This is a genomic window from Paraglaciecola marina, assembly GCF_004360155.1.
In the GTDB taxonomy this organism is placed as follows: domain Bacteria; phylum Pseudomonadota; class Gammaproteobacteria; order Enterobacterales; family Alteromonadaceae; genus Paraglaciecola; species Paraglaciecola marina.
Genome location: NZ_SAIS01000004.1, coordinates 89,790 through 103,034 on the forward strand (window position 1 = coordinate 89,790; position 13,245 = coordinate 103,034).

At 40.3% G+C, this 13,245-nt stretch carries 11 protein-coding genes; 10 read left to right on the top strand and 1 reads right to left on the bottom strand.

The features are described from left to right. Positions 1–227 precede the first annotated feature (227 nt). The 10 genes from EOK74_RS09765 to tldD all read left to right on the top strand — a co-directional run bounded on the left by EOK74_RS09765 (position 228) and on the right by tldD (position 12,535). Positions 228–758, top strand: a complete 531-nt coding sequence (locus EOK74_RS09765; protein ID WP_133469820.1) for a hypothetical protein — start codon at positions 228–230, stop codon at positions 756–758. A 282-nt stretch (positions 759–1,040) separates the two neighbouring features. Continuing rightward, positions 1,041–1,577, top strand: coding sequence for a type II secretion system protein (locus tag EOK74_RS09770; protein ID WP_133469821.1), 537 nt, complete (start codon positions 1,041–1,043; stop codon positions 1,575–1,577). A 254-nt stretch (positions 1,578–1,831) separates the two neighbouring features. Continuing rightward, positions 1,832–2,878, top strand: a complete 1,047-nt coding sequence (locus EOK74_RS09775) for a rod shape-determining protein (protein WP_133469822.1) — start codon at positions 1,832–1,834, stop codon at positions 2,876–2,878. A 110-nt stretch (positions 2,879–2,988) separates the two neighbouring features. After that, a complete protein-coding gene (gene mreC, locus EOK74_RS09780) occupies positions 2,989–3,843 on the top strand; it encodes a rod shape-determining protein MreC (RefSeq protein WP_133469823.1) in 855 nt (284 codons plus the stop codon). Beyond that, complete coding sequence (mreD, locus tag EOK74_RS09785; protein ID WP_133469824.1) at positions 3,840–4,316, top strand: rod shape-determining protein MreD; 477 nt, start codon at positions 3,840–3,842, stop codon at positions 4,314–4,316. Before mreC ends, mreD begins: the two co-directional genes overlap by 4 nt. A 2-nt stretch (positions 4,317–4,318) precedes the next feature. Then, the gene (locus tag EOK74_RS09790; protein ID WP_133469825.1) at positions 4,319–4,903 is read left to right on the top strand and encodes a Maf family protein; all 585 of its coding nucleotides are present in this window, start codon (positions 4,319–4,321) and stop codon (positions 4,901–4,903) included. Then, positions 4,893–6,356, top strand: a complete 1,464-nt coding sequence (gene rng / locus EOK74_RS09795; protein WP_133469826.1) for a ribonuclease G — start codon at positions 4,893–4,895, stop codon at positions 6,354–6,356. The genes EOK74_RS09790 and rng overlap by 11 nt, the downstream gene beginning before the upstream one ends. 33 nt (positions 6,357–6,389) lie before the next feature. Continuing rightward, positions 6,390–10,280 carry a YhdP family protein gene (locus EOK74_RS09800; protein WP_133469827.1) on the top strand — a complete coding sequence of 1,297 codons (3,891 nt, stop codon included), beginning with the start codon at positions 6,390–6,392 and terminating at the stop codon, positions 10,278–10,280. Further along, positions 10,273–11,100 (top strand): carbon-nitrogen hydrolase family protein, encoded by an 828-nt coding sequence (locus EOK74_RS09805; protein ID WP_166638747.1) that lies wholly within the window; start codon positions 10,273–10,275, stop codon positions 11,098–11,100. The genes EOK74_RS09800 and EOK74_RS09805 overlap by 8 nt, the downstream gene beginning before the upstream one ends. After that, complete coding sequence (gene tldD / locus EOK74_RS09810; protein ID WP_133469828.1) at positions 11,093–12,535, top strand: metalloprotease TldD; 1,443 nt, start codon at positions 11,093–11,095, stop codon at positions 12,533–12,535. Before EOK74_RS09805 ends, tldD begins: the two co-directional genes overlap by 8 nt. A 133-nt stretch (positions 12,536–12,668) precedes the next feature. Here the strand turns inward: tldD and yjgA are convergent, their stop codons facing one another. Continuing rightward, positions 12,669–13,208 (bottom strand): ribosome biogenesis factor YjgA, encoded by a 540-nt coding sequence (yjgA, locus tag EOK74_RS09815; protein WP_133469829.1) that lies wholly within the window; start codon positions 13,206–13,208, stop codon positions 12,669–12,671. Positions 13,209–13,245 lie beyond the last annotated feature (37 nt).

A 13,245-nucleotide genomic window follows, 5' to 3' on the forward strand; every position in this document is an offset into this window, starting at 1 on the left:
ACAGTTTTTCAAATGTACCTTTTAAATTTTCTCATTCTCATAAAATAGCGTAAGTGCAGATTGGGATGCCTACTGTTGTAATTTTTTGATAAATCCTCATACAGATTGGCATAAGGTGCTCTTCTAATGGTCGAGTTACCCGGTAACCCTTTTTGGTGTTGTCCTCAACTTGGGGTATATTTACCTCTGTTTAAGATATAGAGCTACATTAATTCCCGAGCGAAATTATGAAGAAAGGTCAAGAGCCTGACAAAAATACTCAAAGTGTGTTTGTAAGCATTTCCGCAATAGTCGTTTTTAGTAGCATAATGCTGGGCATTATAGTTTATTTGTATTCGGGCTCAACAAACATAAAACGTATCGCATTAGAAAACTTAGCCGAGCAATTTGCTACAAATATCCAAAATGCTCATTGGCAATGGCAAGGTGAAGGCAAGCCTGAAATATTAATGTTAGTGTCTTATACGAGTCAAATAGGTGAAAAAGAAACGGTAACCGAGACTTCTCGAAAACCAATATTTATGACTCACGATGGTTGGCCTAAAGCGGCCTCAACGTCAAAAGGCTGTGCAAAAATTTGGGATATGGTACTCAATGCTCCTATGAAAATTGAAGGTTTTAAAGTAATTGCAGAATATTATGATGGATTGAAACTGACAAATAACCCGTTAGATTCGACCTGTAGGTTTAGGCTTTCAACCGGTCCATATTTTGAATACAAACCGCACTCAGGGCTAGTATCGCAAGTTAAGTCTTAAGCATTGAAGTCATAAAGGCTTTAAAGTCACAGGGCATAAATGGGAACTTTTCTCTGTTTTTGCCAGATATGACTTTTAGGCTCCAACACAGCTGTATAAGCTAAAATTTTAAAAAACACCATTTAAGGGCAACTCAAATTTCACCCAACAAAAGTAAGTGCCGCTAATTAGACTTGAATATACAGAGGTATAGATAACCTAACTTGTTACAAACCTGCCCGAGGTTAAAATAACAACCAACCTAAGATTAGTTTTAATCTAAACCTTACCTTTGAGATAAAAATGAAACAACAAGATGGCTTTACATTTATTGAATTCATAATAGTGATGACTATTTTAGGGGTTGCTGCGGTATCAGCTACACCTAAATTTATTGATACAAAGAGTGATGTACATGCAGCAACCCTAAAAGGCGTGCAAGCTGCACTGAAAGTCGGTTCTCAACTAGTTTATGCTAAGTCAGTAGTCGCTGGAGAACAAAAGAATCCATCAACTTTCAATTCCTCCTCTCAAATAACATTAGGTAAAAACCCTATCGAAACAGATTTTGGCTACCCTGATGCCGAAGCGGCTACATTTACCTCAGTTAAGTCTTGGGGAAATATTCACTCGACTCAATTGACTCTCATAGCTGGAACTTTATCAAATCCCCAAAAAGAGACGCCAGCCAGCGGTACTGTCGCCTTTTTCCCCACAGGCAATGCTCATGTAGATTTTACAGCAACAGGTGAGTCAGGCCTTAGCTGCCATGCTTTATACACAGAAGCTGCAAATGAATACACACCGCCAATAGTAACAGTCGTTACTGGTAGTTGTTAAATATGCATTAATTTAAAGTGGTATTGCGAGTCACACTTAAAGACTAAACTTAGAAACACTTTGAATTAATTACTAATTTTAGTATTTAACGCCCCTAAACCCCTGAAATATTGTTGATTTTGTAGTCAATTATCTAAATTACCCCCTAAACCCTCTTTTTTATTGCGAGGTTGATCTACTCTACTTGCCCAAACCACAGTGCATTGGTACAGTTAGCGCAATATTTAACTTATCAATAAAAGTGCGGTTTTTTCATGTTTAAAAAGCTTCGGGGAATGTTTTCCAACGATTTGTCAATCGACCTCGGTACAGCAAATACCCTAATCTATATTAAAGATCAGGGTATAGTTCTAAATGAGCCTTCTGTTGTTGCCATTCGTCAAGAGCGTACTGGCGGTCCTAAAAGTGTTGCAGCTGTAGGTGTTGAAGCAAAACAAATGTTAGGCCGAACGCCAGGCAACATTAAAGCCATAAGACCAATGAAAGACGGTGTAATTGCTGACTTTTATGTAACCGAAAAAATGCTTCAGCATTTTATAAAACAAGTCCACGATAATAACTTTTTGCGCCCTAGTCCTAGAGTTCTAGTATGTGTGCCTTGTGGTTCAACTCAGGTTGAACGCAGAGCCATTAGAGAATCAGCCCTAGGTGCTGGAGCTCGTGAAGTTTATCTAATAGACGAACCTATGGCTGCGGCAATTGGTTCAGGGTTACCAGTTTCTGAAGCCACTGGCTCCATGGTAGTTGATATCGGTGGTGGTACTACCGAAGTCGCGATTATTTCCTTGAATGGTATTGTGTATTCTTCATCAGTTCGTATCGGTGGGGATAAGTTTGACGAAGCCATTATTTCCTACATACGTCGTAACTTTGGCTCTTTGATTGGTGAAGCAACTGCCGAACGTATTAAACATGAAATTGGCGCTGCATACCCAGGCGAAGAAGTTAAAGAAATTGAAGTCCGAGGTCGTAATTTAGCAGAAGGGGTACCCCGAAGTTTCACCCTTAATAGCAACGAAATTTTAGAAGCTTTACAAGAACCGTTAACAGGGATTGTATCTGCAGTAATGGTTGCTTTAGAACAGTCTCCCCCAGAATTAGCCTCAGATATTTCAGAGCGAGGCATGGTACTAACCGGCGGTGGGGCCTTATTAAAAGATTTAGATCGCTTATTAATGGAAGAAACAGGTATACCAGTAGTTATAGCTGATGATCCTTTAACCTGTGTAGCCAGAGGCGGCGGTAAAGCTTTCGAAATGATAGATATTCACGGAGGCGACCTCTTTAGTTACGAAGAGTAGCTTTAAACATGTCTTAAACAATTAGGTGGTGTAATACCACCTAATATCACTTTACATTATAGTCAGTGATCACCTGCGATAGTTTACAAGTACTTAATCAAGGCCCATAAATGAACTTGATGTTTTCCAAAGGACCTTCACTACCTAATCGTCTAGTATTAGGTTTGTTGCTTTCCGTTTTTCTTATCTTGTTTGATCATAAATTAAATGGGTTTGCGACCACTCGCGTATACCTCAACTCTTTTGTCAGTCCATTACAATATTTAGCTAACCTTCCAGGCGAATTATTAAGTGTCAGTGCTAGTCGTTTAGTCTCCCATGAGCAATTATTCAAAGAAAATGCCCAGTTAACTCGCGAAGCACTTTTAATGAGTGAACAATTACAAAAATTTAGATTCTTGGAAGCTGAAAATGATCGACTTCGAAGCTTATTAAATTCTCCTGTAAAAAATAATACCCACAGAGAAGTTGCAGAGCTAATGGCAGTTGATAATAACCCCTATAGCCTACAAATAATTATAAACAAAGGCACATTAAATGACGTATATGAAAGCCAACCTGTCCTCGATGATAAAGGTATAGTTGGGCAAATTATGCAGGTGGGGTCTACCAATAGCCGAGTATTACTCATTACCGACGTCACTCACGCTCTCCCCGTAAGAGTTGCAAGAAATAATGTGCGCCTGATTGTATCTGGAACAGGTAGCTTAAATGAGTTAATTATTCAACATGTGCCCCACAGTACTGACCTAAATGAAGGTGACTTATTATTATCTTCAGGCTTAGGTAGAGTTTTCCCTGAGGGCTACCCCGTAGCCGAAATCACCTCTATCGTCAGTGATGAAGGTCGCCCTTTTTTACAAGTAAAAGCTAAACCAATAGCCCAATTAGACAGACTTAAATACCTTTTACTGTTATGGAGTGAAACCGACAGCGACGAATCAACAAAGGACGTTAACCCGTGAGTTTACGCACCTATACTATTCCACTGAGTATAATCATTGCTCTTGTATTACAAATAACACCCATGCCATCAGTGGTAGATCTATATCGTCCAGATTGGGTTTTGTTAGTGTTAAGTTACTGGGCTTTAGCACTCCCAAATAGAGTCAGTGTCGGAGTCGCATTTATCACTGGGCTAATATTAGATATATTGCTTGGTACAAGTATGGGTATCCACAGTTTTGCTATGTGCTTGTGTATTTACATATTGGCTGCCAATTATCAGCGCCTACGAAACTACTCAGTTTGGCAGCAATCTATGATTATTGGCATCATGTCTGCTTTGTATAATCTAGTGGTTTTTTGGTTTCAACACTTACTTACCGATATTTACTTTTTGTTCGAATACTTATGGCCCGTAGCGAGCTCAATGATCATTTGGCCTTGGCTATTCTGGCTATTACGTAAAATACGCCGTCAATTAAGATTAAAGTAACTATGCTAAATCAACCTTCATTAATACTCGCGTCACAGTCCCCTCGGCGAGTAGAGCTACTAAAACAGATTAAAATCCCTTTTATACAAAGAGCTGTCGCTATAGACGAAAAACCGATTGGAGACGAAAAACCTGAACTTTATGTGCTAAGGATGGCCTTAGAAAAGGCCAAAGCATCTTTACACATAGGTGAAAGTAAAGATGTAGTGTTAGGGTCAGATACAGCAATTGCCATAGAAGGTGAGATTTTTGGAAAACCAAAAGACCAAGCCGACTCAATGCGTATGCTAAGTATATTGTCGGATAATACCCACCAAGTATTAACGGCAGTAGCCATTGTCACCGCGACACAACACAAACATATAGTGGTACCGACGCAAGTGACCTTTGGCCCTTTGAGTCAAAAACAAATTAAGCAATATTGGCAAACGGGTGAGCCTAAAGATAAGGCAGGAAGTTATGCTATCCAAGGGTTGGGAGGACAATTTGTGAAACATATTCAAGGTAGTTATAGCGCAGTAGTAGGGTTACCCTTGTATCAAACTAAAACCTTATTAGCTGAGCTAGGGATCACCCATGAGTGCTGAATTATTAATCAACGTCACGCCCTCTGAATCAAGGGTGGCATTAATAGAAAACGGAATTCTGCAAGAGATTCATATTGAGCGACATACTAAACGTGGTTTAGTAGGAAACATTTATCGTGGCAAGGTAAGTCGGGTACTGCCTGGTATGCAAGCAGCGTTTGTGGATATAGGCCTCGACAAAGCCGCGTTTTTACATGCCTCAGATATCGCCTTCCACAACGAAGTAGAAGAAGCGGTTTCACCTAATGATATTGAAAAGCCTGATATACGCGAACTAGTCCGAGATGGTCAAAATATAGTTGTACAGGTGGTAAAAGATCAGATTGGTACTAAAGGAGCAAGACTCACCACAGACATTACAATTCCTTCACGATATTTAGTATTTATGCCCAGTGTTGAGCATGTAGGTATTTCACAGCGTATCGAAGAAGAAGAAGAGAGAGAAAGATTAAAAAAAATCGTCCAAGACTTTTGCAGTGAAGATGGCGGCTTCATTTTACGCACAGCTGCCGAAGGTGTGAAAGAGCAAGAATTAATACAAGACGCCAAATTTTTACGACGCTTATGGGAAAAGATAGGCTCTCGACTAAAAAATAAAACACACATGCTCTATGAAGATCTTCCTTTGGCAAGGCGGGTTTTACGGGATTTTGTAGGCACAGAACTTGACCGTATAAGGGTAGACTCCAAACTAAGCTTTCAAGAGTTACAACAGTTTACTAAGGACTATGTACCTGAACTTAATAAATTACTTGAATACTATCCTGGCGACCGCCCTATATTTGACTTATACGATGTTGAGAATGAAGGACAACGCTCACTCGAGCGAAGAGTCGACCTAAAATCTGGAGGTTATTTGATTATCGATCAAACTGAAGCCATGACGACTATTGATATCAATACCGGCGCATTTGTGGGGCATCGTAACTTAGAAGAAACCATTTTTAATACCAATATTGAAGCAACACAGGCCATTGCAAGACAATTAAGACTCCGAAACTTAGGAGGCATGATATTAATCGATTTTATCGACATGACAGTCGAAGATCACAAAAGACGAGTAATGCATAGCTTAGAAGTTGCTACTGTTAACGATAGGGCTAAGATTAATATTCACGGTTTTACTTCCCTTGGTCTAATCGAAATGACTCGAAAGCGTACTCGAGAGAGCTTAGAGCATGTACTATGTGGAGAGTGCCCAGTCTGTAAAGGTCGGGGCACAGTAAAAACTATTGAAACAGTTTGTTTCGAGATTATGCGAGAAATAGTTAGAGTCAATCGTGCTTATGATGCTGATATGTTTGTTGTATACGCCGCACCTAATGTAACAGAAGCTTTACTAGGTGAAGAGTCACATATGCTGGCTGAATTAGAACTGTTTGTAAGTAAACAAATAAAAGTCCACACAGAATCCTTGTATAGCCAAGACAAGTTTGACGTGGTGATGATGTAATTAAACCAAATACCCAAAACGCTATCAAAAAAAGTGAAAACTAACCAAAAATCTGCGTCATTTTACGTCGCATACATATTGAAAAAGCTCTGGGGCTTAGCCGCTCTATGCCTTGTGTTGGTTGCAGTTTGTCTTACTTTGTTGCGTTATTCCTTGCCTTACATGAATGAGCAAAAGCATCACCTTGAAGACTGGTTGTCTGAAAGGGTAGGCGCTGAACTTACCATAGCTGAAATCAGTGCTCAGTGGAGAGGTTTAGGGCCCGCAATAGTATTGCGAAATATAGAGTTAACCCAAAATCAACAATCTCCGGTAAGCCTGTTAATTGATGAAACCGCCATTGAAGTTGATTTTTGGCAATCTATACTTGCTATGCAAATTAAATCAAATGAATTTGATTTGCGTAATATGCAGCTCTCCTTAGACCTAACTACCTTAAAAACAGGTAAATCCGATTACCCTATAGTAGAAGCTTTAGAAGAATTGTTTTTACAGCAACTTCAATCGTTTTCAGTGAGTGACAGTAAAATAATTCTCAATACTCTAAAAGGACAACAGGTTGTCTTAATTGACCAAGTATCTTGGTTAAATAGAGAGGAACATCACCAAGGTAGAGGTCAATTACAAATTGAAGAAATAGCCAAAAATTCAGCTTCATTTGTATTGGACTTATACGGTAAAAGCAGCGAAATATACGGGACTTTTTTTGCTGAAGGTGAAGAAGTAGATCTTTCCCCATGGGTTCAACAATGGGTAACCAGTAAACACGAATTAGTTGAAAGTAGAGGCAGTTTTGTGATGTGGGCCGACATACAAAATAAAGCCATTCAATCTGTGCAACTGGATCTATCTAATAGTCGTTTTGCATGGCAAACACCCCAAGGTAGCCAACCATCTAAAACTTTAGAAGCCAACGTATTACAAGGTCAAATCAATGGTAGCCCTATTAATGATGATTGGGTGTTCAATTTTGACAATCTAACCTTGCAAGTAAACGATCAAGTATCAGTATCAAATTGGAAAGGAAAAATAGACGCCCAAGGTACCGCGTCGATACAGCACCTTACGCCCCTTAAACTTGACACTCTGTTACCTATGTTAGCGTTGAGTCTCAAACACCAAGATATGCTGCGACTCGAGAAAATCCAGCCAGACGCGACCTTAAATAATCTTTCTATCCAGCGTACGCTTAATGGTAATTTAACCATTCATGCCGCTATTAGCGATATATCTTGGCAGCAAAATAATTATCTACCAGGGGTGAGTGGCTTAGACGCAGACTTTAATTGGAATAATGACAGCGGCAAGGTATCAATAAAAAGTAAAAGTGGCACTCTCTTTATAGATAACTTATTACCTGAAAACATAGACTATCAAAGATTTCATGCTGACTTACACATTCAAAAATCCTCTGAAGGGATACAGTTTGACACTGATAATGCAGTATTTAAAAGTGAGCTCATCACCTTAAATCCAGACTTTTCATTTAATACTATGGATGGTTATTTGGCATTCAAATCCACCATTGACACTATGCATGTTGAGGCTCTGACACAACTCTACCCGACAGAGAAAATGGGCAAAAAAACCAGAGCCTACTTAGTCAATGCCATACAAGATGGAAAAATTAACAATGCCCAATTATTGTGGCACGGCGTATTGACAGATTTTCCATTTACAGACAATCAGGGGGTATTTCAAGCGCAGTTTGATGTTACCGATGGACAATTTAAATTTGCTCCGCAATGGCCAGCATTAAGCAATATATCCGCTAACCTGCTATTTACTAACGAGAGCCTAACAATTAAAAGCAAGCAGGCTAATTTAATGGATGCGGCTTTAGTAGATTTAAGCGCATCTATTCCCTCATTCACACAAAATGCCACGCTAACGATAGCAGCAAAAGCAAAAGCCACTGGGCAAGAAGCTAGCCTGCTGATATCACAAAGTAATTTGGCAAGTACCTTAGGTAAAGTCCTACAACAAGTTATTGTTGAAGGCCCTGTCACTACAGACTTAGATTTAAACATCCCCTTGACAGGCAAAAATATTGTCGCAAAAGGCGCAGTGAACCTATTGGGTAATGATGTCACCATTCCGAATTTGAATTTGTCTTTATCTGAAAGTCAGGGGCAACTAACCTTTGTAAATGACAAAATTAATATTGAAAAAATAGATGCCCTGTTATTCAAGCAGCCCATTTCTCTTACACTATCTGGAGACCAACAAACCTCTGGCTATCATACAAATATAGATATAACCGGAAATTGCAAAGTCACTCCCATACTAGAAGAGTATCATCCTCAGCTTGCCAACTACCTTAGCGGAACCGGAGAATGGCAAGCCAATGTAGCATTAACTATCCCTAGTCAAGGTTTTCAATTTACAGCAAAACTCAGCAGTGACTTGATGGCAGTACAGTCTTCATTACCTAAGCCTTTTGCTAAACAGGCTGAGCAAGCCTTACCTTTAATTATAACAAGCGAAGGCAATCAACAAGCCTCAACTATAAAGCTCACCCTTGGAGAGGAAATTGAGTTTAATGGCATATTGCCCCATCAAGATAAACAGTTTTCACGGGCACACCTGTCTATAGGTAAAAGTGACTTAGTTGGCATGGGGCTGGGTTTCAGCATCTCAGCAGACGTAGCCGAGTTTGATGCAACACCTTGGCTTAACACCATGCAAACCTTATTGAGTGAAAAATCAACAAGTGACCACAAACCTATACTTGAAGCACCAAAGAGAATTTTTATTAATGCTGATATCGCCACCTTCTCCTCGCAACAACTGACCGATTTTGAGGTTGTGGCCAAAAACAACACTGACAGCTGGTTGTTAGATATCAATGCCAAGCAAGCCAGAATGGACATCGCATTACATAAAGATTGGTTAGAGCAAGGCATAGACATTAATGCTGATTTTATAGCCCTAGATACTTGGCAATCTGCCGCGGCTAGTGAAGACCCCCCCACAAACACAGTAGCAATCGAAGACTCGATCGACTCTTTACCGCCTATTAATTTTTCATGTCTGCGTTGTAGCTTTATGGAAAATAACCTAGGGAAAATAGACCTTAAGTTATCCCGTGCTGCAACAGGAATGAAAATAGATGATATTCGTGTGGATAACGACCACGGCCTGTTTTTTGGAACGGGGGATTGGTTTATAACAGGCGGTAAAAGTAGCACTAGGCTGCAAGGTGAATTCAATAGTTCAGACTTTGGTGCACTACTAAAAGGCTTCAAAGTAAACTCAGGAGTGAAAGATTCAAAAGCTCAATCTACCTTTGATTTAAGTTGGCAAAAAGCGCCTTACGAATTTAATTTCGATACCCTAAATGGTCAAATTGATTGGAGCTTGAGTGACGGTTACATCACTGAAATTACAGATAAAGGCTCTAGAATCTTTAGTATTCTCAGTTTTGAATCTTTAGTCCGCAAATTAAAGCTGGATTTTAGAGATGTATTCGCAAAAGGCTTTTTCTACGACGAAATTAACGGCAGTTTTCAAATTCATGATGGTATAGCCGACACCAGAGACACAGTAGTTGATGGCGGGGCGGGTGAAATCATTATGAAAGGATACACAGACTTAACGGCCAGAGAACTAAACTATAATATCGAATTTACACCAAAGATTACCTCAAGCTTGCCGGTAATCGTCGCTTGGATGGTTAACCCAGCTACAGCCATTGCCGCATTAGCCATAGACCAAATGTTAACCTCTGCAAAAGTCATATCTAACATTAACTTTTCACTAACGGGCACCATAGACGAACCTGTCATCACAGAATTAGGCCGCGATAGTCGCGAAGTCGCACTACCGGCTCAAAAAGTGCCTGAATCTTTACAACCAGTAGACCAAGAACTGGATATCCCAACAGATATCAATATGCCAGAAGAGGAGCCGATTAGTGAGTAACCTTGTAGCCATTCAAATGACCTCTTCAGATACGGTTGAAGAAAACTTGCAATTTGTGGAGCAGCAATTACAAATTTTACAGGCTGAGCAACCATGTTTAGTGGTTTTGCCCGAGTGTTTTGCGTGTTTCGGAGGTAAAGAACATCAGCTACTCGACATTGCTGAAGATCTTGGCCTAGGGCCCATTCAAAGTAAACTCAAGGACTTAGCCAAACAATATAATGTTTGGTTAGTGGCGGGCAGCATGCCAATCACTTGTAACTTAAAGGAAAAATATACAGCTTCATGCTTACTGATTAACAGTGAAGGAGAGCTGGTTGAAGAGTACCAAAAAATTCACTTATTCGACGTACAAGTTGCCGACAATACAGGCAGTTACTTTGAATCTCGTAACACCCAAGCTGGTAACAAACTAGTTGTGGTTGACACCCCTTTCGGTACCTTAGGGCTAGCTATTTGTTACGATATTCGCTTTGCAGCTATGTTTCAGGCCATGGCTGAAATACACAAGTTAGATATTTTAACCCTACCAGCTGCTTTTACTAAGAAGACCGGCAGCGCACATTGGGAAGCGCTATTAACTGCCAGAGCTATCGAAAATCAATGCTATTTAGTGGCGGCAAATCAAACAGGTGAACACAGGAATAAGCGACAAACCTACGGGCACTCCTGTATCATCTCTCCTTGGGGTGAAAAACTCGCAGAACTCCCCACCGAAACAGGGTTAATACAAAGCCCAATTGACCATAATTTATTGACTGAAATTCGCAATAACATGCCAGTCTACCAACATAACAAATTCAGGAGTCACCTTGTCTAATCTAGTGGAAACAAATTTATTGGATGCGTCAGATTTAACTCGTTCCAACCTTGAAACAGCACTAGATAGCATATACAAGCACGACAACGATTTTGCTGACTTATATTTTCAAGCCAGCCAACATGAAACTTGGGTTCTCGAAGATGGCATCATTAAAGAGGGTAGTTATAACATTGAGCGCGGTGTTGGTGTTCGAGCGGTAAGTGGTGAAAAAACAGGTTTCGCTTATTCAGATGAAATCTCTCCAAGTGCATTATTAAAAGCCTCAAAAGCGGCTCGCAGTATTTCAGCCTCTGGTGGCAAGCATAAAGTAAAATCACTTACACCAAGTTCACAAATTCAGCGTTATCATTCAGAAAACCCATTACTTGGCATGCAAGATCAAGAGAAGATAGCCCTGCTTCGCTCAGTTGATAGCTATATACGCCAACAAGAGTCATCATTAACACAAGTGATCATTAGCATTAGCGGTGTTTACGAAGAAATATTAGTCGCTGCTACAGATGGCACTTTTTGTACCGATATACGTCCATTAATCCGCTTGAACTGCTCTGTTTTAATGGAAAAAGACGGCCGTAGAGAGCGAGGGAGCTCTGGCGCTGGCGGGCGTTACGCCTATGATTATTTTGCAGCAGACCAAGACGGTAAACCTAGATATCAGCAAATAGCAGATGAAGCCATTCATATGGCTAGAGTCAACATGCAAGCCATAGCCGCCCCTGCAGGTCAAATGCCTGTGGTATTAGGCTCTGGTTGGCCTGGTGTGTTATTACACGAAGCAGTGGGTCATGGTTTAGAGGGTGATTTTAACCGTAAAGGCGCATCAACTTTTAGTGGCCGTATTGGCGAGCAAGTCGCAGCTAAAGGGTGTACCGTAGTTGATGACGGCACCCTTGAAAACAGACGTGGCTCACTAAGTGTTGATGATGAAGGCACGCCCACTCAATACAATGTACTAATTAAAGATGGCATACTGAAAGGCTACATGCAGGATAAACAAAATGCGCGCTTAATGGGTGTTGCTCCAACAGGAAATGGCAGACGTGAGTCTTATGCCCACTTGCCAATGCCCCGAATGACGAACACTTACATGTTGGGCGGCGAACATAGCCCCGAAGAAATTATTGCCTCTATCGATAAAGGCATATACGCCCCCAACTTTGGCGGCGGACAAGTAGATATCACATCAGGTAAATTTGTATTCTCTACTTCAGAAGCTTACCTAATTGAAAACGGCAAAATCAGTACACCTATAAAAGGCGCAACACTTATTGGTAATGGCCCAGAAGCTATGCAGAAAATATCTATGATAGGAAATGATCTAGCGCTAGATAAAGGTGTAGGTGTATGTGGAAAGGATGGACAAAGTGTCCCAGTTGGCGTAGGCCAACCCACTCTAAAACTCGACGAGTTAACCGTGGGCGGAACGGCTTAATATATTTACCCTAAGTTTTGGTGGTTTGCTCTATCGAAGCGACGGTATCTAGTTCAAGCTATACACTATAGTCATTTTGGAAAAACAGAAAAACCTGCCTATTCAAAATGACTAAGATGCATTAACGACTAGTTTATGCGCCTATTTCTTCCTTTAAATACTTAAAGAGCTCTCTTGAAGCTTTAGGCGGTTTATTTTCAGATTTCTGCTTACTTGCTTGACGTACATACTGCCGCAACTTTTGTCTATCAAGTATTGGGTGATCTGTAATCACCTCTTCAATTTTACTATCTCCTTCGGCCAAAATAGCGTCGCGAAGTAACTCAAGTTCATGAAAAGCGTCATTTAACTTTTTATGGGCTGATTTAATATTTAGCATCGCCTGCTCGATAGGAGCAATATCTTGATGACGCATAATCTTACCAATTAATTGCAGTTGACGACGATAACCTTCTTTTTTACGCAAAATTTTACGAGCAAGCATTACGGCATCTAATAGTTCAGCTTCCATAGGAATTTTTGCTAAAGACGACTGCCCAAGATGCACAAGGGATTCACCTAGTTTTTGCCTTTCTAGCATTTGGGCTTTAATTTGAGTTTTACTGAGTTGTTCAGCTTCATCTACAAGGTCGAATTCATTTTCGACATCTTTGTTTTTTCTCGGGGCAACCATGACTTTATCTTTAGTGATACACTAGGGGAGATTGTAA